Here is a 23,498-nt window from a genome sequence, read left to right on the forward strand (position 1 = left end):
AATTCAGTAAGTAATTGGCATGACATCAAGCTTGCAAGTGGTATAATTCTTTATTATCACAACTAGCCAGAACTGAGTGCCACCTTAGGCCGTTTAGGAATAACAATGATCAACAAAGACATTTATAAAAATAACCCCTTACACGGCACTAGCCTTGAAACAGTATTAACAACCCTAGTTGATCATTACGGCTTTGAAATTTTATCCGCTTACATGAACTTAAACTGCTTTAAACAAAACCCGAGTATTGAGTCGAGCTTAAAATTTTTAAAGAAAACAGCTTGGGCGCAAGAGAAAGTAGAAGCCTTTTACATGTACCAATATCACAGCTTACCGAAAGCTGATGATGCTAATTTTGAGTTACCACCGCGTGATCGCATTGTGCCATCAGGTTTAGAGCAACGTCCTCCAAAAGAACTAAGTCTTGAAGACGCGGAAGAGCTACGTGTTAAACAAGCAGAAAAAACCCGTAAACGCGCATTGTCTTCAAGCCCGGCTAACCCTTGGGGCAATAGATAACTAGGCGGTTAAACATAAATAGTACGAGAACGTATGAATTTATTCTCGAGCTTACTTGATGAGCCTATTAGTATTTTACCTAATGATGGTGAAGTACTTTATTACGGTGAGATATTTTCGCCTGAAGATAGTGACTTTTATTTTAGGCAATTATTAAACACCATACCTTGGCAACATGATCAAGCTATGGTTTTGGGACAAATAATTGAAACCAAAAGAAAGGTTGCTTGGTGCGCTGACACTATTGATAACAAGCCATTCTCTTATAGCTATTCAGGTGTAACTCGATATTCACAGCCATTTTCACCAGAGTTACTTAGCCTGAAAAAATTAGTTGAGCAACATAGCGGGGAAACCTATAACTCGTGTTTATTAAACCTTTATCACTCAGGTGAAGAGGGCATGGCCTGGCACAGTGATGGCGAAGATGATTTAAAAGAGCGGGGCGCTATCGCCTCATTAAGCTTTGGTGCAGAAAGAAAGTTTTCGTTTAAACATAAGTTTTCTAAAGAAGTGGTTGCACTACAACTTAAAGTCGCAAGCTTGTTAGTGATGAAAGGTAACACTCAACAATATTGGTTACATAGTTTACCACCCACTAAAACAGTAACTGAGCCTCGTATAAATCTCACCTTTAGAACTATAGATAAGCCAGAACTAAAAATTTAATTTATTTTTAATCAGTATTACCCAGCTCCTAAAATATAGGTGTGCTTCATATTATAATTAAGCGCTTAAATGTATGTAAGATGAAGCTCTTGGCATCATCAGGCTGTTATAAGTATTTAATTGCTTAACAGTTACTGCAGAGATACCGCGATCATCAAGCTCAATAGTATTCACTTTTGAGCTGTTAACTGCACTGCTGCGCATATAGATATCAATAAACTTTTGTTGTAATCGGTTTTCCTCTTTAAAAGACTGCGTGTTCATTAAGTCAAAGTTTGCATCAGTAGCCACTTTACCAACAATATTCCGTCTTGCTTTATTAATTTGTTCTACGGTTAATAAATCACTAAATGCTTGGGCTCTTTTTTGTGTACCTGACTTAAGCGATTTAGACTTATGAACCACAGGCATAATAACTTGCATGTTTGGGGCTTTTGTATAGCTACCAGAAGATCCGAGTTGTATTGACATATTATTCCCTTACTTAAAATTAAGGCTTTGAATAGTTGATAGAAATAATATAAGTAAAATGGAATGATTAAGTTGTTGCCATTTGTTAACAAGTCGAAGCAAATTGTATTGCTACTCACGTTGGATAGAATCTGAATTTTGGAGAAGGAATTGATTTAGTAGAATAATAGAGAAGTGAAAAACTCTCTATCTTAGGTATTACGCAGGGTTCAAATGTGCACAAGCAGCTTTAATGTTAGCTATTTCATTAAGCCTTACTTTAGCCATTGCTTCTTTGATAGCTGCACCTTGTAAGCCTTGCTCAACGAATGCTTTGGCGGTTACTGCTCTTGCAGCGTTTACTGCGGACTGTAAATATTCTTCTTGTGGATAAGGGCGATTTTCAAAACCTAAACGGCCTAAAAAATCAGCCTTGCAAGCCATTAAAAAATACTCAAACTCATCAGGCTTTCGCCATACGTCAAGTTTATCGAATATTTTCAGTAGTGTACTCGCTTTCAGCTCAAAAGCTTTATGGCAATGTAAGTGAAACTCGCAAACTTTTAACGCAAGTTGTTTGTAATTTGATGGTACTTTTAATTGTTTACATATTTTCTCAACCAGTGGTAAACCTGTTTTTTCGTGGCCTTTATGGCTTGGTAGTTCAGGTGAGGGTGTTAAACCTTTACCTAAGTCATGACACAATGCTGCAAAGCGAATGGCTATTTTCTGATCTGTTTTTTCAACAGGCATAGTTTGCGTTAACAAAACCGCTTGTTGCAATACCATCATGGTATGAATACCACTACATATTTCAGGGTGCCAAAGTGCCGGGTTTGGTATTCCCCATAAAGCATCTAACTCAGGCCATAACTCAGCTAATGCACCACATTGCTGTAGTACTTGAAAAAACACTTCAGGACTACCTGCAATATTGTTTGAGTTAGTTCCTCCATCAGCCAAACTTAACTGCATTTCTTGCCAAACACGCTCAGGTGTTAAACTTTTCAATTCACCACTGGCACTGATTTCACGCATTAAATTGACAGTTTCTTCTGCGATGGTAAAACCATATTGATGATAACGCGCCGCAAAACGAGCAACGCGTAATACCCGCAACGGATCTTCAATAAACGCATCACTGACATGACGTAGTACACGATCGTTAAGATCTTGCTGTCCATTATACGGATCTATTATTTCACCATTAGTATCCATTGCCATGGCATTAACGGTTAAATCTCGGCGTTTTAAATCTTCTTCAATAGTAACGTCTGGCGCAAAGTAACAACTAAAACCTGTATAACCTTGACCTTGTTTACGTTCAGTACGAGCAAGAGCATATTCTGCTTTTGTTTTGGGGTGTAAAAATACCGGGAAATCTTTACCTACTTGCTGATAACCGAGTGCTAACATTTGCTCAACTGTAGCGCCAACCACCAAATAATCTTTATCTTTTACTGGACGATTAAGTAATTTGTCGCGCACCGCCCCACCGACTAAATAAGTAGTAAGCTCAGTATTCGCTAGAGAGTTAGATTGATTTTTATCAGGTGTATCAGTAAACAAGGTACGTCCAAAATGCATTAAAGGATTAGTTAGTTAAGGATTAGTTAGTTAAGGATTAGTTAAAGTGTAACATAAGCTTATCATTAGTTCAGAGAATGTCTGCCAACAAAGAGTAACAGGCCATAAGATTTAATCAATAATTTGGTTGTGGATTTATCTCATGGTTGAAGGATAATCAGTCGTTACAATAAATCGGTTAATACCTTTGACATATAGTAAGCAAGCGGTTAATTTTATAGCTGAATTTTTCTTCTCAGCACCTAGTATCCATCATGTATCGCAATTTTTTCTCTTTAAGTGATTTACCTTTTTCAATATCGCCTGATCCTAAATATTTATTTATGAGCGAGCGACATAAAGAGGCATTGTCACATCTTACTTATGGCCTAGGTGAAGTGGGTGGGTTTGCGTTATTAACGGGGGAAGTGGGTACTGGAAAAACCACTATCAGCCGCTGCTTAATGGAACAATTACCGGTAAATACCCAAGCAGCTTTTATTTTAAATCCAACGTTATCTAGCCAAGAACTCTTAGCGACTTTATGTGACGAGTTGCATATTGATTATGAAAAATCCGATGAAAGTTTAAAACATTTAACCGATATAATTGCTGAGAAATTATTAGAAAATCATAAAAATGATATTAATACTTTATTGATTATCGACGAAGCGCAACATTTACAACCAGAGGTTTTAGAGCAGTTACGTTTACTCACTAATTTAGAAACTAACACCAAAAAATTATTACAGGTAATTTTAATTGGTCAGCCCGAATTACAGCAGTTATTACAACGCCGAGATTTACGTCAATTAGCACAGCGAATTACCGCACGTTATCACTTAATGCCGTTAACTCTGGCAGAGCTAACACAATACATAGAACATAGGTTAACGGTTGCAGATTGTGTTAGACCTTTATTTGATAAAGGGGCGATAAGTAAAATTCATCAACTATCGCAAGGTGTGCCGCGCATTATTAATTTACTTTGCCATAGTGCGCTAATGCAAGCTTATAACCAAAATGATAGTGTGGTAAGTAAGAAGATTGTAATGGTTGCCGCGGAAAAAACATTAGGCTCTGATTTAAAAAGCGCGCATGGCGAAGCAAAATATCATCGCACCCTTCTCATTTCGACAGCGGTAAGCGCCGCAGCATTTATTGCCTTAGCAGGCTTTTGGTTGGGTCAGTCACAGGAGCCTGAAATTGTTATTATTAACCCCGCAGAAGAGTTGAAAGATAATCAATCAATTGCGGTGAATTCAGCTACGTCAAATAAGCAGTCGACAAACGTATCGAATAAAGCAATAAATAAACTAACAACGAATCAGCAAAACCAAGACTCAACGCAATATTCTGCTCAACATTTAACTAATAACTCAACTCAAATGAGTAATATTAACCCGTCGGCGGCGGTTAACGTAGACCAAGTACCAGAGCTTATAAAACAACAGCATCTTGCACCTAATGGTTTATATACGGTGCAATATGGTGACACGCTATTCAAGCTTTCGGTACAGTTTAATATAAAGCTTAACTCATTGCGTCAATGGAATAATATCTATGAAAATGACTCGATTGCTATTGGCGATAAGCTTTATGTGGTTGAGCCTGAGAACATTAGTTATACGCAGGACTCAACTAAAAAAACTAATAATTATTCATCTCAAGGTTCATCTCAGCCAAATAACTCACAAAATAGCGAACGAAATAGTCATCAGGATGATACAACACGGTTTGTCAGTGCAGAAAAACCAAACCGTACCGTTATCAATAATCGCAATACGCCAAAGCGTGGTGACATTAAATATCAAGTGAAACCAGTTGAAGGGGTTTCGAGTGATTTATTAGCACTTTTTCAAGAAGCTATTGATGAAACAGAACCTGAGTTAAATGAAGGTAATAGCACTCAAAGTCAGGATTCAAATGGTTATTCAAATAGCTCAGCAGATGGCTCATCAAAGGAACAGTTAAATAATTACCAATCACAAACACAATCTAGCAATACAGGTAAACCAAGCACTACAAAGCAGAACGATAATAATGAAACAGTTACCGTTGACGGCTACAAAATACTCCCCCTTAGCCAAATGCCAAAAAGGTTACAAGATGATTTACCTAGTTTGAAGTTTGAACAACATGTTTATACCTCAGATAAAAAAGGTTGGGTATCTGAAAGCGGTAGTAATTATTATGAAGGTGACTTTATAACCGATAGATTAAAACTTGATAAAATTCTTCCGCAGAAAGTTATTCTAACTTTTGAGGGGCAAACTTTCTCAATGCCAGCGCTAACGAGTTGGTAGTGAGTAATCGTTAAACTTAATTGATATTAAAAAGCCCCCGATAAGTAGATACTTATCGAGGGCTTTTTTAAAATTTACTTTAATTCATTTTAAGTAATGGCTTATTGCCAAGTTGGCATTTTTGCTTCAAAAGCTTTAATTTTATCAAGCTTATTTAATGTCCAACCTACGCTATCAACACCATTTTCTAAACTGTACTGTTGAAATTCACTTAGACTAAATTTAAAGCTTAAATCACCACAAGTAACAGTATTGTTAGGTAAATCAACATTTAACGTTAATACTTCTTCAGCAGACAGTTTAAATAACTGTTCAACTTCTTCTTCGGTAAGTTTTACTGGCAAAATGCCAATGTTAATACAGTTACCGTAAAAAATATCAGCAAAGCTTGGTGCAATTACTACTTTAAAACCATATTCTTCAATAGCCCATGGCGCATGCTCACGACTTGAGCCACAGCCAAAGTTTTCACGTGCTAATAAAATGCTTGCACCTTTGTATTCTGGTTTGTTCATTACAAAATCAGGGTTTACTTGTGTGCCTTCATGATCTAAATATCTTCTTTCATGAAATAAATGCACACCAAAGCCAATACGCTCAGTTTTTTGTAAAAACTGCTTAGGGATAATTTGATCGGTATCAACGTTGGCGATATCCAATGGTACAACCAAGCCAGAATGAGTGTTAAATTTTTCCATTTGTCTTTCCTAAAATATTGAGTAGCTATTTCTTGAGGCTATTTGAGGCAATTAAAAGGAAAAAGCACGGTGTTGACCTAGTCAATAAGTACTTTTGACACATTAATTACTTTAAATAGCAAAAAGACATTGTTACGAATTTAAGTCTACAAAGTGACCTGTGATTGCAGCAGCTGCTGCCATTTCAGGGCTAACTAAGTGAGTACGACTACCACGACCTTGACGACCTTCAAAATTACGGTTACTTGTTGAAGCACAACGATCACCAGGGCCTAATACATCGTCATTCATACCTAAACACATTGAACAACCAGGTAAACGCCATTCAAAACCAGCATTAGTAAATATTTTGTCTAAGCCTTCTGCTTCTGCTTGTTCTTTAACGCGGTAAGAACCAGGTACAATGATCGCATCAACAGAATCAACAACTTTTTGACCTGCATAACGTTCTACAATACCGGCTGCTGCGCGTAAATCTTCAATACGCGAATTGGTACAAGAGCCGATGAATACTTTATTCACTTGAATATCAGTCATCTTGGTGCCAGCTGTTAAATCCATGTATTTAAGTGCTTGTTTACATGATTCTTTCTCAACTGGATCACTGAAGTCTTCAGGAGAAGGTACAATGCTGTCTACGCTAACTACTTGGCCCGGGTTTGTACCCCAAGTTACTTGTGCTTTAATATCTTTAGCATCTAAAGTTAATACTGCATCAAAAACAGCATCGGCATCAGATCTTAAGTTTTTCCAATCAGCTACAGCCTGTTCAAATACTTCGCCTTTAGGTGCGTATTGACGGCCTTCAACATAATCAAAAGTGGTTTGATCAGGAGCAACTAAACCGGCTTTGGCGCCAAATTCAATACTCATGTTACATACCGTCATACGCTCTTCCATGCTTAGCGCTTCAATGGCTTCACCACAGTATTCAACAACATAACCTGTTGCGCCTGCACTACCGGTTTTTCCGATAATTGCTAAGATTATATCTTTAGCACTAATACCTGCGCCAACATGGCCTCGTACTTCAATTTTCATGGTTTTTGCTTTGTTTTGACGCAATGTTTGCGTAGCAAAAACGTGTTCAACTTCAGATGTACCTATACCAAAAGCTAAAGCACCAAAAGCACCATGTGTTGCAGTGTGAGAGTCACCACAAACAATAATTGTACCTGGTAAAGTCAAACCTAATTCAGGCCCCATAACATGGGCAATACCTTGGTTTTTGTGACCCATACCGAAAAGCTCGATACCAAATTCTTTACAGTTTTTTTCTAGTGCACGTAATTGATTTGCTGCACCTTCACCCGCGGCATCAATTTTGATTGAGCGAGTAGATATGTTGTGATCCATAGTCGCGATAGTACGTTCTGGATGACGTACAGGGCGATTAAGAAAACGTAAGTTGGCAAATGCTTGCGGAGATGTCACTTCATGAATTAAATGGCGATCAACATAAAGTAATGGTGTTTCGCCTTTAGCGTCTTCAACTAAATGCGTTTGCCATAATTTTTCATACATGGTTTGCGGGGTAGACGTTGTCATTTTATGTGCTCTCTTTTCTTAAATTGCTTACTGTGCAATTACCTACAAGGTAATACGTTACTGTGCAATAATCTGTTGGCAAATATAATCACCCACTTCACTGGTTGATTTTGCTGTGTTGCGTTTTTCTGCTGGTAATAAGTCGGCCGTTAAAATGCCGTTATCAAGTGCACTGCCAACAGCATCTTCAATGGCTTTTGCTGCAGCATCTTGATTTAAGCTGTAACGTAACATTAATGCAGCTGATAATATTTGTGCAATAGGATTAGCAATGCCCATACCGGCGATATCTGGCGCGCTGCCACCTGCTGGCTCGTACATACCAAAACCTGCTTCGTTTAAACTTGCTGATGGTAATAAACCCATTGAGCCAGTAATCATCGCACAAATATCAGATAAAATATCGCCAAATAAGTTAGGGCAAAGCATTACGTCAAACTGGTTAGGGTCACGTACTAATTGCATTGCCGCGTTATCTACGTAAAGGTGCTCTAATTCAACTTCAGGATATTCAACAGCAACTTCTTCTACTACTTGACGCCATAATTGGCTAGTTGCTAACACGTTTGCTTTATCAACAGAAGTTACTTTGTTATTACGTTTTTTAGCAGCTTGAAAAGCTAGGTGAGTAATGCGCTTAATTTCACGACGAGAATAAAACATTGAATCAAAACCTGTTTCTTCTTCGCCTTCACCTTTACGGCCTTTTGGCTCACCAAAGTAAATATCACCTGTTAGTTCACGAATGACTAATACGTCAAAACCTTTAGCAGAAATATCGCTACGTAAAGTAGAAAGTGAAGATAACGCTGGTTGTAATGTCGCAGGGCGCATATTACAGAATAAGTCAAAATGACCACGTAAACCTAATAACGCACAACGCTCTGGTTGTTCAGTTGGTGGTAAGTTTGCCCATTTAGGACCGCCCACACTGCCAAATAAAATAGCGTCACTTGCTTCACAACCTGCCATTGTTGAGTCAGGTAAAGCATTACCATGATTATCAATAGCTGCGCCGCCAATATCGTAATCTTTAGTGTTTATTTCTAAGTTAAATTTTTCTGCGATAGTAGTTAATACTTTTTTAGCTTCAACCATTACTTCTGGGCCGATGCCGTCACCGGCTAAAATTGCTATATTAGACATTTATGTGTTCTCTTTATCTTTAGAATTTTTCAATTATCTGCAGGATTTTGTAAAGTCATGCAGATTATTTGTGTTAATTGCTTTGTATTGAACATCGGGTATCGATTATTTTCAGCTTAACAGTGGATAAAATTTTATTTATTTAACCAACGTGAATTAAGTTGAACTATTTACATCGTATTTTTATACAGCATTGTATTTTAACTGTTCGCGTTCATTATTCTCGGTACTGTTTGCTGACTTTAAGCTTGCAATAGTCATGGCACGATGAATGCTGTTTAACGCATTGATCAAAGCTTGACCTGAGGCTTCAATAACATCAGTTTCTAAACCATAACCGTGGAAGTTTCTGCCTTGCCAGGTAATAACTAAATCGGCTTGCCCTAAACCATCTTCACCCGAGCCTTTATTTGAAATAGTGTAGTCACTTACTTCAAATTCAATATCAACACTTTGCTTGATTGCTTGGTAAAGCGCGTCAACAGGACCATTACCTGTAGCTGCGTGAATGATTACGTTATCTTCAACTTCTTTCTCGTCAGTAGAAGATTCATCAGTGTCATTAACTGCTTGTTCAGTTACTTGGTCAGCTGCTTTTTCACCTAATCTTAATTTGATGCTCGCTGTAGCAAAATCACCGTCGCCACATTGCACATTGATCTTTTCTAACTGGAAAAAGTCTTTCAAGTCTTTTTGCTGTAATTTGAACACTAAGGCTTCTAAATCATCATCAAAAACTTGACCTTTTTTATCTGCTAACGCTAAGAAATCTGCGTATAACTCTTCAATTTCATAGTCAGCTTCTTTATAACCTAAACTTTCCATGCGGTGTTTAATTACATGACGACCACTACGCGAAGTTAAGTTTAATTTGGTTTTAGCAATGCCGACACTTTCAGGGGTCATTATCTCATAAGTATTGCTGGCTTTTAACATGCCATCTTGATGAATACCTGATGAGTGACTAAATGCATTACCGCCAACAATCGCTTTGTTTAATTGCACTGGCATATTACAAACCGTGCTTACTAATTTAGAAACACGCGCTATTTCTTGATGCTTGATATTCGTCTTAACGCCCAATAAAGCTTGGCGTGTTTTCATTATCATCGCCACTTCTTCTAATGAACAATTACCAGCACGCTCACCAATACCGTTAATGGTACATTCAATTTGACGCGCACCTGCTTGCACCGCAGCCATAGAGTTAGCAACCGCTAAACCTAAATCGTTATGACAATGTACAGAGATAACTGCTTGGTCGATATTCGGTACACGATTGAATAAGTTAGTAATAATACCTTGAAATTCAAACGGTAAAGTATAACCAACAGTATCAGGGATGTTTACCGTAGTAGCACCTGCTTTAATCGCGCTTTCGACCATGCGACATAAGTTGTCGATTGGTGTACGACCAGCATCTTCACAAGAAAACTCAACGTCATCTGTATATTTACGTGCATGTTTTACAGCATGAATAGCCATAGCTTCAACATCTGAAAACTCTTTTTTCAATTTCTGCTGAACATGTACATCAGAGGTAGAAATAAAAGTATGGATGCGAAATTGCTCGGCAACACCTAATGCTTGACCACAAGCATCAATATCGGCTTCAACAGCACGGGCTAAACCACATACCGTCGCATTTTTAATAACACGTGCAATTTGTTGTACTGATTCAAAATCACCTGGCGAAGACACAGGGAAACCAACTTCCATTACATCTACACCTAAACGTTCAATCGCTAAGGCAATTTGTAGTTTTTCATGTACTGATAAGCTAGCATTTAATGCTTGTTCACCATCGCGTAAAGTGGTGTCAAAAATAATAACTTGGTCGTTGTCTATTTGTGATGTGCTCATTTGTCTTATCCTTGTAAATCTTTGCTGATGTCGTGGTTTCAATCTTTATAACTAATCAATAGTTAATTGATTTCTAGTTCACTAGTTTTAGCTAATCACGGACATAAAAAAACCCGCGGTAATTAGCGCGGGTTTTAATTTATTTCTACTTTTATTCAATAATAATTTTGTTTTGAATAAGCAATAAAACCTAGCCGCGCATGATGAATGCGAGGAGGAGGTTAGTGTTAATGTGCTTAATCATTCTTATCATTGTCATGTTCTTTTTGCGCTGGCGTGATTATACGGAAAATGCCGATAAAAATCACTCGTTAAATAAAGCTTTCTATAGCTTATTAATAGCGCATTTAGTTGTGAGGTGTCAACGGTTAAATACAAAACTATATACTTTGATTGTAAAAATATGAATTTTGATAATCAATCATTTGTATTCATCTTGAAGTAGTTAGTCCTTTGTTTAAAAAGATCATTACCTGAAAGCTATAACAAGCATGCCTTCATTACCAAATACATGTGTGTTCAAGAGTTTTTTTATTACCTCTTAGATACCTTCTTGTTTTGCCCAAACTTAAATAAAGATCAAACACTGAACCAACGTCTAAATAGGTATTGTTAGGGTGTTTCTCAGTTAGCTTGTAAATTAACATATTACTCAAAACTCCGGCACAGAAAATAAAAACCTGATTTTCAATATTGTTCAAGCTTATATAAGCGTCAATATCAGCCAAGGTTTTTTCATAATCATCAACCCAAGCATTAATACCTATTCTAAAATCTTTAGTCACTTGAAAAGGCAAATTTTCAAGGCGTGCCTTATTAAAGCAAATAATATTAGTCTTTCTTTTAGAAATAGCTTCCACTGTTATATTTAAAAAATGAGGATAATTGCTGTTTACAAAAATAGCAGCCCACGTTAGTTGTTTTTCAGATTGATTGGAAAGCTCTTTTAAACTATCACAATAATCATCACCAACACAGCACCTAGCAGGTAACCCGACAAAGTAGTTTGAACTTTTAAAGGAAAGAGATTGGGTTAGTATTTTCCGATATTTCTCATCAGTAGTGTCATTGGGTGTATATTTGAAGCCACCAGTACTTTTGGATAAATCAATAGGCTCTCCTTTTATGATTAACATTTCACCGTCACCAAACCTAACAATAGAGAAATTTTCGTGGTTATTTAGTTTATCTGTAAAAAGAAGTAATTCATCGTTAAAGTGTTTAGTAATTGGCTGCTGCGTTAACGTTTTAGGAACATGTTTAACAGTTTTCCAACCGCCGTTGATATATTGCTCAATCATTCCTTCTATTTCGTCTGAAAAGCTATCACTTAGCTTTGAACGTGTCGAAATTTTGCCAAATTCAGCATTGCAACACCAAATACTCTGAACGTTTTTAGGATGGGGGGCAATATATGTTTTAATATCACCGTACTTTTTTGCCATATAACTTAGATGTATATCATCTGATTTATACCAGGCATGGGGCTCTTCACGCCAGATATACTGGAGGTGTTTCTTGTCAAAAAATAATGCTTGTTTAGCAAAGTCTACTTCAACAGGTGCTGCATTATGATAACCATTCCACCCAATAATCAACTCTTGCTTCTTATCAATAATGGTACTATTGATAATAACACCTGAGCCGCCAATAATACCGTCAACCCCATTGTTGATAGTTTTTAAACAATTATCAAACCACTTAGGCTCAGGTTGAATATCATCATCAAAAAAAGCAAGATATTGTGTGCGGGCTAAATTAGCAATAGCAAATTTACCCCATGAAAAAAAATTACTGTTATTTACTATAACTCTGTCAACTTGGCTTGAAACATCAGAAAGTTCTTCATTACTTTGATTAGACCAAAGCCATATTTCAGTTGGTTTTATTGATTGATTTCTAATTGCAGTGATTTGCGATTCAATATTTTCAATGCGTTGAAATGCAGTAAGTATTACTGTTATTGAACTATCTTCAGATAAGGAGAGGGGGGAAGCATTTTTATCAAAGGTTAAAGTGCTAAACCTTTGTTTTTCGTTTTTTGTTTTTGACGAAAAATTTAAAATTGTAGACCTAAAAAAGTGAATTAGACCTGTCTGTAACCAAAATTTAATTTTTTGTTTTAACGGTAGCTTCATTGATAGCCTTTGATCGTTTGTAAATAAAGATTTTCTAATACTTTATTTTGATGATTTATATTAAAGTGCTCTCGAACATGTTTTATTCCGGCATATGAAAATTTATTTCTTAGCTCAGTATCCGTTAATAATAATTCTATTTTTTCACTTAAGGTATTAATATCACCTTCTTTAACTAATAAACCGGTCTTACCATCAATTACAGCCTCTTTTATGCCACCGGTATCGAAACTAATTATCGGCGTTCCCATCGCTTGTGCTTCGAGAAAGACCATTCCTAGTCCTTCTTCATTTCCTCTCGTCATTCGAATACTTGGCGCACATAAAATCCAAGCATTATCCATCAAATCTCTAATCTGCTCTCTTGATTGAGAGCCAACAAATTTGATGTTTTTATTTAATCTCCCTAATTCTTCAAGATATTTTCGCTGCACGCCATCTCCAGCAATAATAACTTGAGCTTGTGGAAGCTTTTTCTCAACAAGTTGCATCGCTTTTAACAGGTAATCAACACCTTTTTGTTTTATTAAGCGACCAACAAATAAAACAGTGGGTATATCATTATTCTCTTGTTTTGTTGAAAAAAAAGTACAATCAATTCCTGTGTATAATTGGATTATTTTTTCTTTTGGACAATGATTTTCTAATAGTTTAGTTTCAATAAATTTTGACACGGCGATTATTATTTTTGCATTATCAAAGACTAATTTTCGATGTTTAGTATTGTATGAAAATTTATCATTTTGAGTTATATCAGAGCCGTGGAATGTGACTACAAGAGGTATATCGAGGCTGTTAGCAATATTTACACAATAAAAACCACCTTTCCCAAAGTGGGCATGAATAATGGAAGGCTTCTTTGCTTGTAATGCGTGTTTCCATCGTTTTGGGACATAATAAAATACTTCTAATGCAAATTTAGATATATTTAGATACTTTGTGTGTTCTTGTAATGTGCAGGTATCGGACTCCCCAATGAGTGACAGGCCCGTTTTATCTTTCCTAAAGCCAATAAAAGTAGGAATGAACTGTTTTAATCCTTTTGTTTGTGCTGCGACAAAGGTATTGGATCGAGGGAGTACTTTTTTGGTAAAGATTAAAATATTATACTTCATGTTCAATAATCTGAATTATTCTTGTAAACGCCTAATCTTACTGCGGACTCTGGAAATACTCGAGTCTTTAGTGTAGCGACCTTTCTGTACATGACGAATTTGGAATACGCCATCAATTTCTAATGGAATACCCTCACTAGAAATCAACCATTTAAATGCGGTGTCTTCGTAGGTTTTACGCCAGCGATCATCTTCAGTTTGAAACATTTTTAATTTTTCACAATAACCAATAGCGCGAGCTACGTCGCCGTGAACTATTTGAAAAGCGCCTTTGGCTTTGTCGCGTGAATGTAAGCTAAAGCCTTCAGTATCAATATTAACAAGGTGAGGTTCACTGTCTTGACGTAGCATAGGATCGTCTTGCTCTAACATTTCAGTGGTGCGTTCTTGTCGAGGGTAATATAAAGTTTCTTGCTTACCTTGTAATTGCTCGGCAAGTGAATCTAAACAGTTTTCGTGAAAAATAATATCGCAATCGGTAAACCATAACCAATCAGCATTAGTGGTGCGGGCTGCAATATTGCGACCAATACCGCGTCTAAATAGTTTGCCTTTAGATAGAGCTTGAAAATTCCAAGTGACATTTTCTACTGTTTTTTGGCTAAAAAAGTCAACTACGGCTTGGCTCTTGGTATCTTCTTTAGCGTAAAAAACAGTAACAGTGAGTGCACATTTTGTTGGCGGGTAATTAACAAATGAACTTAATTGATAGGTAAGCATGTTGGAATAACCCCAACAATGGCTGACTATTTCTAAATTGAAAAAGCCATCAACAGCGTTGCGATCTTTTACTGCCGGTAATGGTGCTCTAAACCAAGAGGTTGGCATTATTTTCGTTAGGATCAAACGAAAAAAATGAATGGCATAAGTGTTATACCAGCGAGGAGTATAAGTTTTAGTTGGTTTCATTAACAAGTTCGCTTATTGATTCATTATTATTACCGAGTACTAGAGTATACCACTATTTTAATTTTTTAATTAATCGTTAATTATTAAATGCTTGTTAGATAATAAATTAATTTGATGCTTTTAACTTATTTAGTCATTAATCAAAACAGCTAGAAGGCGTTAAATCGGTATTCCCACTTTATATAAGCATCAATTTCAGTGCCACTTTCATAAAGAGGTGCTTCATCAGTTACTGCTGTAATGGTGTTTATGTCATTCCCGTAGTCTGAGTTAGTTACTAAAACTCCTAACGTAAAGCGGGAATCCAAGGCAATAAATTTGTAATAGCCGTCAAATTGTAAAACATCTTCAGCAACTTTTGATACCGAATTTCCTTGATTAATATTATCAGGGTAACGGTCAATATTATCGGTATTTAAGTCGACTTTTCTAAATTTTAATTGCCAGCTATTGCCCGCTTCGGTTTGCATTAAAAAAGTCGCCACTAACGACTGTGCGTCATTGTCATAGGTTGAACCTATGGTGCGAGTGTAATAACGATAACCCGAATTATAAGTGCCATGCTCATAAAAGCAGTTAAGTGTTGTAGTACCCGTACCGCCACAAGCTACTTGAGTATCAGTATATTCTAGGTTGGCAAATACACGTTGATTAAATAAAGTGAAGCGCGTTTCAATGCCGTAAGTATCGGCTTTGTCTGTTATTAATCCCGCATTTGGTGAACCATCTTCACCTATAGTTTGAAAGTACAAAGCATATGGAAGATCTAGTAATGTGTCTGACCAACGTATGTCGTAGCCGGCTAAATGATTACCTTGAAAAGTGTTTTGTGATTCATCACAATCAGGTTGGTCATTAGCACACTCTTTACTACCGAAAAGAATATCAAAAAAATCACCTATTGAACTAGGTTGTCCTTCACCTGCCCATTGAAATGACCAAGAGCCACCTATTTCAAGACCTCGAAATGGGCGCATAGTTGCACGAGTGCTCCATAGCAAGGTGTCAGGTACTGCTCTGTCTTCTTCAAGTTTTGCCATTTGTGCGGTTAATGTCCAAGGGCCTATCCAGCTTAACCAAGGTGTTTCAAATGCGTCTGAATTATCACGAGTAAAGCTCATTGCAGGTAATGGTCTAGCATTGGTGGTCATTATCAAGTTAGTATCAACACCAGGTCCCCACCAACGATCAATAGCCCCCGCAGTTAATACCCAGTTACCTAATTTATACGCAAGATAACTACCGTCGATATTGACATCACTGCCCTGATTTAAGTCAGGGTTATCATCTAAGCCTAAACGGTAATTAACTTGGAATTTCCCCGCTAGATTACCAACAAAAAATTCATCAGATAACTCAATGTCACCTTTGTCAAAATCGGCATTGCCAAAGCTGGTAAAACGTTTTGCATCCGTGGCTAGGTAAACGGTTTGTTTGGTAATGTTGTTATGATCCGAGGCATATTTGAAGTTATATCTAACATGGCTAAGCGCTTGTAACTGTGCGTCGTTTAATAAAGAAGTGTTTGCTGACATGATATCGCCTTTAATGGCGTTCCACATCAACGGATATGTTGTTACTGGGGCGGTAATAATACCGGCATCCGCAAGTAATTGAATATCATTTCTAAGGGCTAGATTATCAGGCTCGACCCAAGGTGCAGCTAAGCTTGGAGTTAAAGAAGATAAAGCGATAACTAAACTGGCCAAAATAGGCTTTAACAACATCGAAACGTCCTAAAAATAAAGTACTATTAGATATAAAAATATCAACTGGAAAAAGTAAAAATTGACGAAGAATTCTAAAAATCAAAAAATACTTAGCAATATAAAGTGAATAAAATTTTTGAGATTGTAGCAGTCTTACCTATTTATCTCATCTATTGTTTGGAGTAAGTAACAAAAAACAGTAATCGGTATTAGAGGAAACGATAGTTTTCAGGTAAAATATATGATTTTAATCATCTTTATTTACTAGAGTATGTTGATCTCTCAGGGGGAATATTAAACCCAAAGAGCAGCGTTTGTTCAATATTATATTTTAGGTAGCGCGCTTTATGGAACCGAACTGTATTTTATTCATTCCTGTGTCATCACCATCAGGGATTGGTGAATATATGCGCTCGATTATAATTGCGAGGGCGCTACAAAAACGTTGGCCTAATGTAAATATTCACTTCATTTTAAATTCACAGGTGTCGTATATAAAAGACTGCCCTTATACGGTTCACTTGTGTGATGGCTCGCCAACTAAAAATGCCAAAACAGTTAATAATATTATTAATAATCTTCGCCCTGAACTAGTGGTGTTTGATGCATCAGGGCGTGCTTCACAATTTAAACAGGCGAAATCGGTTGGCGCAAAAGTAGCGTTTATTTCCCAACATAATAAAAAACGTAGCCGTGGTTTAAAACTAAACCGTTTATTCAATACTGATATTCATTGGGTTGCACAGCCAGACTTTTGCATTCAACCAATTAATGTTTGGCAACGGTTAAAGTTATCTATTTTCAATAAACGAGTACCGCAAAATATTGGTGCTGTTTTTGAGTTAAGTGATCAAGCTGCGCAATTAGCGTTGTTAGATCAATTTGGCTTGATGAAAAATGATTATTTCATCTTTAATGCTGGTTCAGGCGGACATAAAGTCAGTAATGAACTTGCCACCGATCTTTACTATCAGGCTGCTTTAACGTTTCAGCAAAAAACACAGCAAAAATGTGTTGTATTATTTGGGAGTAATTACCCTAAAAGCCTGCCAGAAAATTCAGCGGTAACCTGTATTAAAAGCATCAATAATAATGATTTTATTAGCTTATTGGTTAATGCCAAAGGTTGTGTTATTAGCGCAGGAGATACTTTACTACAATGTATTGCGCTGCATAAACCTTGCGTAGCAGCACCTGTCTCACCCGATCAGCCTGCGCGATTAAAACGTTGTGATAAAGCGAAGTTGGTTTTTGCAGCTGAAGCGTCAATTACAAGTTTAGTCACTCAAACTATGCTCATGCTTGATGAAGATAAATATAATGTAATGTCTAGTCAGTTGAAAAAGACAGCTGCGGTTAATGCTTTGGCAACCATTGTTGCTGATATTGATTCACTATTTCATACAGCCGCCAGATAAAGCTTAAGGTAAACATGACTGATAAAGTAAAAAATATAGCAATCGTAATTGATGGTTTGACAGGCGGAGGGGCAGAGCGAGTAATGTTAAGCTTAGCTAGTGAACTTGTTGTGCAAGGCCATAGCGTTAGTCTTTTATCATTAGGTAATCGTTGTGATTATAGTATTCCAGAGGGCATCAAGATGTCCTATCTGTTTAATCACAAAGCGTCAAAAGTAGATAGGTTTTGGCAAATTAAAGCGAGTGTTAGTAAGCTAGAAGAGTGGTTTACTCAGCAAGAAAATCAAGGCAAGGCTTTTAATTTAGTTCTCTCTAATTTAGATCGCAGTAATAATTTACTCGCTAAAAGTAACGTTAAAAATGTTTATTATATTGTGCATAACAGTGTTGAGGAAGAGCTACAGAGACAAAAAAAATTAGGCCCTTTATCCTACTGGTACTTACTGAAATCTAAACAAAACTTATCAGGAAAAAACTTAATTGCTGTTTCAAAAGGAATTGAGCAAGAAGTCCTTATTGGCAATATCATTAAACCGAAGAGTATACGTACTATTTTTAACCCGTTTGATATTAACGATATTAAACTTAAAGCAGCAATAGAAAACCCTAATATTCCTAATGAACCATACATTATTCATGTTGGTCGACTTGCCAAGCAAAAACGTCATGACATATTATTTGCGGCTTTAGCACAAGTTTCAGCAGACGTGAAATTAGTTTTATTATGTAATAAGCCAGCTAAAGCGCTAAAACTAGCTGAAAAATATAGTGTTGCCGAACGCCTTATTTTACCTGGTTTTCAAGACAACCCATACAATTGGATAAAACATGCTCAAGCTTTAATACTTAGCTCTGATTATGAGGGTTTTGGTAATGTTTTAGTTGAAGCTATTGCCGTTGGTACCAAAGTGGTAAGTACCGCTTGTCCGCACGGGCCTGACGAGATTTTAACAGGTGAATTAACCGAATTCCTAGTACCAAGAAGAGATGCTACAGCCTTGGCTAAGGCGATAGATACTGTATTAAATACGAAATTAAACCTGAGTGATGCAGGAATTTTAAACAAAGTTTCTGCGTGTGATATTGCACATCAATACTTAAGTTTAACTAAAAGCCCAAGTAAGAGTTAACTGCTAAGAAGGCTGTTACTGTATGTATTTGTACTCAAATAACTGTCTCAAATAACCTCAAGTGATTATTGAGACAGTTAATTAATGATTAGCAACTTATCGTTATGACCAACTGTCCATAGAGCCACGACGACGAGCGAAAAGTTTTGGTAAAATCAAACCTAAGATTAAACCAATGCCTAATACTAAAGCACCATTAAAGAACCACTGTTTCTTGATATTGGTATCTTGATCTTTAATTTTGGCTTGGGTTTTTTCTAGTATATCGGTTAATTCTTTGAGCTCAGTGGTAAGATTTTTTTTATCGTTGGTTAATAAATTAACTTTACTGTTAAGCTCATTTACTTCGCCATCAAGTTGCGTAGTGAAGTTATTACTTGTCGCTATTTGCTCGTTTAATTCAGCTACAACAAAACGTAAGCCCGGTTGCGTTGTAACATACTTGCTTTCAACCCAAGCAGTGCGATTGGTGTTATCAATAATTTCACTATAATTATTATCAGCCGCACCTGTTATTTTAATTTCAGTGCCAGCGAGAATCGTACCTAGAATTCTATAGTTGGTTCCAGGCCCCGTATGCATATAAATGAATAACTCATCTGAAATATAGCCTTGCTTGTAATTATTTTCTGCAGCATGGGCGGATAAAAAAAGCGAGCTAGATAAAGTGATAACAATCATTGTTATGACATTAATAACGTTATTCATAGAAAAACCAATGTAGTAAATAAATCAAAGAAGACAAGATATTATGTGTTTGCTGCTTTGATGGCAAGCTAAGATTTTTGCCTCTAGCATTAAAAAACACCATTAACCCCCTTAAAATAGACGTTTTACTTGGTTATATTCGCTTACATTAATTTGTTAATCAAAGGTAATAAAACCATACTCGCTATTGGCATAAGGGCAGACTATCGGTATCCTTGTGTAATGAATGTAAAGTTATTAATAAACCTAAGTTTCTGATAAGAAAAATACTACAACAGCCTTGTTTATCGGTATTTTCTTTAAATGAGCTGTGTTATGAAAGCCCCATAATCTGTTATTGGACTCGCTTTCTCACCTTGATCTATTAATAGCTAAAGAATAGTTCAATAATCACTAAAGCCGCTACCGTTATACATGACTAAGGTATTGATATAATTAACTTATATCAATACTACTATCCCGAACTCAAGTTAATAAATATTAATTAGGACAAAATGGTTACCGAAATAGAATTAAAATATTCCCTGCTTGAAACCTCTAATACAGCAAGATCAACGCAGATAAAAACAGTAATAAGTCAGTTATTGACTGAACATGATCTTACTTTTGTTCATCAAGAAAAAAGTTTGAGTAATTGCTATTTTGATACCCCTGATTTTACTTTACGTAAAAATCGTATTGCGCTGCGAACACGCGGTACAAAAAAAGGGGCTGAAAATGAGCATTTTGAACAAACCATAAAAACCTCAGGTAAAGTTATTGCGGGTTTACACCAAAGACCAGAATACAATGTAGATATTAATAACGCAAAACCACTTTTGGCTTTATTTCCGGCAACAATTTGGCCAAATAACACCGATATAAACCAGCTACAGCAACAAGTAATTGAGCTTTTTGCAACTAATTTCACCCGTAACACTTGGTTGGTAACTATTCCTAATATCCAAGGTAATACCCAAGATAATGCTCAAATTGAAGTGGCTTTTGATTGTGGTGATATTGTCTGTTCAGGTTATCAGTACAAAGAGCCTATTCATGAAGTTGAATTAGAGGTTGTTAGTGGTCCTACCGATGCGCTGTTTGGTTTAACGAAATTACTTTTTAGCAAATTAGCATTACGCCCCGGTCAGTTAACAAAAGCCGCGCGAGGCTATGCTTTGTATCGTCAGAGCATAGATACGAGTAATATTTGCCTTGAGAAAAGCTTACCAATAAATACACCGCCTGAATTACCCTTGATAAAATTAACTTCTAATGAATCATTAAAAACTGCATTAATGGAAGGGTTATCAACTAGTTTAACGCAATTACAGTTGCGTGTTGACGAGTATGTGGCGACATGCGCGAATGAAGCGAATACTAGCGTTCAAAATGAGTCTGATGCTTTAACTGCGCGGCAAATAACTGCGTTACAAAAAATACAAACGCTGTTGATATTACTTAGACATGGGTTTTGGATTTTTGAAGCTGAGTTAACAGAGCGGGATGAGTTTATTCGTAAGGAGTTGAGCTACTTTATTGGTAAATTTAGTTGGCTTGATAAAGTATTAAACGATCAACTTTTCTCTCATTTTTTATCTCACTCGTTGGAAAAAACAGAGATCGATGTGGTTGTTGGGATGAATGAGGCAGAAAAATCACTATTAGAGTTTACCTTAGAGTCAATTATAACTATCGATGATGATAATGACCCTTACCCCGATAGTGCCCACACCTTAAGCCTATTACATAGTGAGCGTTTTAATCAATTACAATTAAGCTTATTAATGTTATTACTAAAGAATGAGCATAACAGCTCTGAGTTACAGCAAAGCAACATGGCTATTGTCGATTTTTCAGCCGCTCAACTGACAAGTTATCGTAACGCTGTTAATAGTGAACTTGCTAATCTTTTTGCAAAAGATAAACCCTACTTAATTACAGAGAATAAATCAGCACAGGTATTATTAAATAGAGCACTATTAACAATCTGTTGGTTAGGTAGTGTATTTACTGACTCTGAAAGTGATATAATCAAAACCTACATTGCACCTTGGCTTGATATTAAGGAAAGTGTAAATAAGTTGCAGTGTGTAGTTGCGCTTGAATCAAGACTTCAGGTAATGGATGCTAAAGCTTTATTAGAAAAGCCTGTCGAAATAGAACATATTACAGCGTGGCTAACAAGTTTACACGACAAGTGTATTATTGACCTTGATCAAGCTGTTGTGAACAGTGCAGGAATGGAGCCTTATTGGCCAGAAACCTATTGCAAATAATAGTTACGTGTAGATAAACATGAGTATTAATTTTAAATTATGAATAAAATATTACGCCCACTTTCTTTCTCATTAACTCTTTTAACCATATTGCTCATAAGTCAGCCATTAATGGCAAAAGTTTATGATATGAGCAACATTAAAAATAGATTGATCGGCGAGCCAATTATCCATACAGCGGTTGAAGGTGATTATTTTCAGCAATTGGCAGAGGATTATAATGTTGGTTTCTTAGCTTTATTGGCTGCGAACCCTAAACTTGATCCTTTTTTATTGAAACCGGGGACAGAAGTTATTATTCCCAATCAGATGTTACTGCCTTATGTTCCACAAGTGGGCATAGTTATTAATCTACCAGAACTACGTTTATACTATTTTTCGCCAGATGAAAATAAAGTACATGTTTTTCCTGTCGGTATTGGTCGAGAAGGATTAACCACGCCATTAACAAATACCGTTGTAGGGCAAAAGCGTAAAAACCCTACTTGGCGGCCAACCAAAGAAGCGCAACAGCGTCATTTTGAAGAGCATGGCGAGTATTTACCTAAAGAAGTGCCATCTGGACCCGATAATCCATTTGGTAAATATGCAATTCGTTTAGACACGAGTGAGTACTTAATTCATGGCTCTAATAAGCGTTTTGGCATTGGAATGCGCGCTAGTTCTGGTTGTATACGTATGTATGATGAGGATATTGAGTGGGTATTCAATAATGTACCGAAAGGGACTAAAGTTAGAATTATTAATCAACCAGTAAAAATGTCTTATGAAAAAGACGGTAAGCAATTAATCGAAATACACCAACCGTTAACCGATGAAAATGAAGTCACTAAGGATAAAGTTATTCTTACCAGGGCACTGCAACGATTTGTGGGCACTAAGCGCGAACATTGGCAGCAACTTATCCCTGTTTTGGATAAGCCACAAGGTTTAGTTATTGAGTTAACAGAGTAGCCCTAAAAACCTGGACATAAAAAAAGCACCCTAGGGTGCTTTTTTTATTTATTAATTATTAAAATTTATAATTAATAAAGTTTATTTTTTGTAAGAAGCTACAACGTTATCAATACGTTTGTTAGCTGCTTTAGCATTTGCAGCAGCTTCTTCAGCTGATGCTTTAGCTGCTTTAGCGTCAGCCATAGTTGCTTTTTGTTGTGTTTCTAAATCAGAAACTTGAGCAGATAACGCATCAACTTTGTTAGTTAATTTGTTGATGTTAGCGTCAAGAGCGTCAGTGTTTGCACAAGCAGTTAATGCTAATACTAATGAAAGAGTAGTAAGTTTTTTTAACATAATAATATCCCTAGTGAAGTTAATTTTTCTGGTTGGGAGCAGTATGCCATAAAAA

At 36.5% G+C, this 23,498-nt stretch carries 19 protein-coding genes; 7 read left to right on the top strand and 12 right to left on the bottom strand.

The genetic code is table 11. The annotated features are described in order from the left end of the window. Positions 1 to 105 precede the first annotated feature (105 nt). Together CWS31_RS02420 and CWS31_RS02425 are read left to right on the top strand one after the other, a co-directional pair. A complete protein-coding gene (locus CWS31_RS02420) occupies positions 106 to 519 on the top strand; it encodes a VF530 family protein (protein ID WP_101343505.1) in 414 nt (137 codons plus the stop codon). A gap of 33 nt (positions 520 to 552) precedes the next feature. Continuing rightward, complete coding sequence (locus CWS31_RS02425) at positions 553 to 1,188, top strand: alpha-ketoglutarate-dependent dioxygenase AlkB family protein (RefSeq protein WP_101343506.1); 636 nt, start codon at positions 553 to 555, stop codon at positions 1,186 to 1,188. A 57-nt stretch (positions 1,189 to 1,245) separates the two neighbouring features. On the opposite strand, the gene CWS31_RS02430 is transcribed toward CWS31_RS02425, so the two are convergent. Both CWS31_RS02430 and CWS31_RS02435 read right to left on the bottom strand, forming a co-directional pair. Beyond that, positions 1,246 to 1,659, bottom strand: a complete 414-nt coding sequence (locus CWS31_RS02430) for a hypothetical protein (RefSeq protein ID WP_101343507.1) — start codon at positions 1,657 to 1,659, stop codon at positions 1,246 to 1,248. A gap of 198 nt (positions 1,660 to 1,857) precedes the next feature. Beyond that, on the bottom strand, positions 1,858 to 3,207 hold the full coding sequence (locus CWS31_RS02435) for a multifunctional CCA addition/repair protein (RefSeq protein ID WP_246143281.1): 1,350 nt from the start codon (positions 3,205 to 3,207) through the stop codon (positions 1,858 to 1,860). Between the two features lie 272 nt (positions 3,208 to 3,479). Between CWS31_RS02435 and CWS31_RS17910 the strand changes: the two genes are divergently transcribed. After that, positions 3,480 to 5,510 carry an AAA family ATPase gene (locus CWS31_RS17910; protein WP_101343509.1) on the top strand — a complete coding sequence of 677 codons (2,031 nt, stop codon included), beginning with the start codon at positions 3,480 to 3,482 and terminating at the stop codon, positions 5,508 to 5,510. 101 nt (positions 5,511 to 5,611) lie between these two features. On the opposite strand, the gene leuD is transcribed toward CWS31_RS17910, so the two are convergent. The 8 genes from leuD to CWS31_RS02480 all read right to left on the bottom strand — a co-directional run bounded on the left by leuD (position 5,612) and on the right by CWS31_RS02480 (position 16,654). Beyond that, positions 5,612 to 6,208, bottom strand: coding sequence for a 3-isopropylmalate dehydratase small subunit (gene leuD, locus CWS31_RS02445; RefSeq protein WP_101343510.1), 597 nt, complete (start codon positions 6,206 to 6,208; stop codon positions 5,612 to 5,614). 132 nt (positions 6,209 to 6,340) lie between these two features. Continuing rightward, a complete protein-coding gene (leuC, locus tag CWS31_RS02450; protein ID WP_101343511.1) occupies positions 6,341 to 7,756 on the bottom strand; it encodes a 3-isopropylmalate dehydratase large subunit in 1,416 nt (471 codons plus the stop codon). A 57-nt stretch (positions 7,757 to 7,813) separates the two neighbouring features. After that, positions 7,814 to 8,902 carry a 3-isopropylmalate dehydrogenase gene (leuB, locus tag CWS31_RS02455; protein WP_101343512.1) on the bottom strand — a complete coding sequence of 363 codons (1,089 nt, stop codon included), beginning with the start codon at positions 8,900 to 8,902 and terminating at the stop codon, positions 7,814 to 7,816. A 183-nt stretch (positions 8,903 to 9,085) separates the two neighbouring features. Further along, positions 9,086 to 10,765 carry a 2-isopropylmalate synthase gene (gene leuA / locus CWS31_RS02460; protein ID WP_101343513.1) on the bottom strand — a complete coding sequence of 560 codons (1,680 nt, stop codon included), beginning with the start codon at positions 10,763 to 10,765 and terminating at the stop codon, positions 9,086 to 9,088. Positions 10,766 to 11,265: 500 nt separating this feature from the next. Then, complete coding sequence (locus CWS31_RS02465) at positions 11,266 to 12,903, bottom strand: glycosyltransferase family 2 protein (protein WP_101343514.1); 1,638 nt, start codon at positions 12,901 to 12,903, stop codon at positions 11,266 to 11,268. Further along, positions 12,900 to 14,018, bottom strand: a complete 1,119-nt coding sequence (locus tag CWS31_RS02470; RefSeq protein ID WP_101343515.1) for a glycosyltransferase — start codon at positions 14,016 to 14,018, stop codon at positions 12,900 to 12,902. Before CWS31_RS02470 ends, CWS31_RS02465 begins: the two co-directional genes overlap by 4 nt. A gap of 15 nt (positions 14,019 to 14,033) precedes the next feature. Next, a complete protein-coding gene (locus CWS31_RS02475; protein ID WP_101343516.1) occupies positions 14,034 to 14,927 on the bottom strand; it encodes a glycosyltransferase family 2 protein in 894 nt (297 codons plus the stop codon). A 149-nt stretch (positions 14,928 to 15,076) separates the two neighbouring features. Then, entirely contained in the window at positions 15,077 to 16,654 is a 1,578-nt protein-coding gene (locus tag CWS31_RS02480) for a capsule assembly Wzi family protein (protein ID WP_101343517.1), read from the bottom strand. Between the two features lie 329 nt (positions 16,655 to 16,983). Between CWS31_RS02480 and CWS31_RS02485 the strand changes: the two genes are divergently transcribed. Together CWS31_RS02485 and CWS31_RS02490 are read left to right on the top strand one after the other, a co-directional pair. Beyond that, positions 16,984 to 18,054 (top strand): glycosyltransferase family 9 protein, encoded by a 1,071-nt coding sequence (locus CWS31_RS02485; RefSeq protein ID WP_101343518.1) that lies wholly within the window; start codon positions 16,984 to 16,986, stop codon positions 18,052 to 18,054. A 14-nt stretch (positions 18,055 to 18,068) separates the two neighbouring features. Then, positions 18,069 to 19,184 carry a glycosyltransferase gene (locus tag CWS31_RS02490; protein ID WP_101343519.1) on the top strand — a complete coding sequence of 372 codons (1,116 nt, stop codon included), beginning with the start codon at positions 18,069 to 18,071 and terminating at the stop codon, positions 19,182 to 19,184. A 102-nt stretch (positions 19,185 to 19,286) separates the two neighbouring features. Here CWS31_RS02490 and CWS31_RS02495 read toward each other — a convergent pair whose 3' ends face one another. Continuing rightward, the gene (locus CWS31_RS02495; protein WP_101343520.1) at positions 19,287 to 19,892 is read right to left on the bottom strand and encodes a TIGR04211 family SH3 domain-containing protein; all 606 of its coding nucleotides are present in this window, start codon (positions 19,890 to 19,892) and stop codon (positions 19,287 to 19,289) included. 494 nt (positions 19,893 to 20,386) lie between these two features. On the opposite strand from CWS31_RS02495, the gene CWS31_RS02500 reads away from it, so the two are divergent. Both CWS31_RS02500 and CWS31_RS02505 read left to right on the top strand, forming a co-directional pair. Then, positions 20,387 to 22,150 (top strand): CYTH domain-containing protein, encoded by a 1,764-nt coding sequence (locus CWS31_RS02500; RefSeq protein WP_101343521.1) that lies wholly within the window; start codon positions 20,387 to 20,389, stop codon positions 22,148 to 22,150. Positions 22,151 to 22,189: 39 nt separating this feature from the next. After that, a complete protein-coding gene (locus CWS31_RS02505; protein WP_101343522.1) occupies positions 22,190 to 23,104 on the top strand; it encodes a L,D-transpeptidase family protein in 915 nt (304 codons plus the stop codon). 81 nt (positions 23,105 to 23,185) lie between these two features. Here the strand turns inward: CWS31_RS02505 and CWS31_RS02510 are convergent, their stop codons facing one another. Then, positions 23,186 to 23,443: an Lpp/OprI family alanine-zipper lipoprotein gene (locus tag CWS31_RS02510; RefSeq protein ID WP_101343523.1), complete on the bottom strand. Its 258-nt coding sequence runs from the start codon at positions 23,441 to 23,443 to the stop codon at positions 23,186 to 23,188. Positions 23,444 to 23,498 lie beyond the last annotated feature (55 nt).

Source organism: Colwellia echini, from assembly GCF_002843355.2.
GTDB classification, from domain to species: domain Bacteria; phylum Pseudomonadota; class Gammaproteobacteria; order Enterobacterales; family Alteromonadaceae; genus Colwellia; species Colwellia echini.

Bases quoted from the DNA above. Each gene is read 5' to 3' on its own strand.
- CWS31_RS02420 (WP_101343505.1), top strand. From the start codon at position 106: ATGATCAACAAAGACATTTATAAAAATAACCCCTTACACGGCACTAGC.
- CWS31_RS02425 (WP_101343506.1), top strand. From the start codon at position 553: ATGAATTTATTCTCGAGCTTACTTGATGAGCCTATTAGTATTTTACCT.
- CWS31_RS02430 (WP_101343507.1), bottom strand. From the start codon at position 1,659: ATGTCAATACAACTCGGATCTTCTGGTAGCTATACAAAAGCCCCAAAC.
- CWS31_RS17910 (WP_101343509.1), top strand. From the start codon at position 3,480: ATGTATCGCAATTTTTTCTCTTTAAGTGATTTACCTTTTTCAATATCG.
- leuD (WP_101343510.1), bottom strand. From the start codon at position 6,208: ATGGAAAAATTTAACACTCATTCTGGCTTGGTTGTACCATTGGATATC.
- leuC (WP_101343511.1), bottom strand. From the start codon at position 7,756: ATGACAACGTCTACCCCGCAAACCATGTATGAAAAATTATGGCAAACG.
- leuB (WP_101343512.1), bottom strand. From the start codon at position 8,902: ATGTCTAATATAGCAATTTTAGCCGGTGACGGCATCGGCCCAGAAGTA.
- leuA (WP_101343513.1), bottom strand. From the start codon at position 10,765: ATGAGCACATCACAAATAGACAACGACCAAGTTATTATTTTTGACACC.
- CWS31_RS02465 (WP_101343514.1), bottom strand. From the start codon at position 12,903: ATGAAGCTACCGTTAAAACAAAAAATTAAATTTTGGTTACAGACAGGT.
- CWS31_RS02470 (WP_101343515.1), bottom strand. From the start codon at position 14,018: ATGAAGTATAATATTTTAATCTTTACCAAAAAAGTACTCCCTCGATCC.
- CWS31_RS02475 (WP_101343516.1), bottom strand. From the start codon at position 14,927: ATGAAACCAACTAAAACTTATACTCCTCGCTGGTATAACACTTATGCC.
- CWS31_RS02480 (WP_101343517.1), bottom strand. From the start codon at position 16,654: ATGTTGTTAAAGCCTATTTTGGCCAGTTTAGTTATCGCTTTATCTTCT.
- CWS31_RS02485 (WP_101343518.1), top strand. From the start codon at position 16,984: ATGGAACCGAACTGTATTTTATTCATTCCTGTGTCATCACCATCAGGG.
- CWS31_RS02490 (WP_101343519.1), top strand. From the start codon at position 18,069: ATGACTGATAAAGTAAAAAATATAGCAATCGTAATTGATGGTTTGACA.
- CWS31_RS02495 (WP_101343520.1), bottom strand. From the start codon at position 19,892: ATGAATAACGTTATTAATGTCATAACAATGATTGTTATCACTTTATCT.
- CWS31_RS02500 (WP_101343521.1), top strand. From the start codon at position 20,387: ATGGTTACCGAAATAGAATTAAAATATTCCCTGCTTGAAACCTCTAAT.
- CWS31_RS02505 (WP_101343522.1), top strand. From the start codon at position 22,190: ATGAATAAAATATTACGCCCACTTTCTTTCTCATTAACTCTTTTAACC.
- CWS31_RS02510 (WP_101343523.1), bottom strand. From the start codon at position 23,443: ATGTTAAAAAAACTTACTACTCTTTCATTAGTATTAGCATTAACTGCT.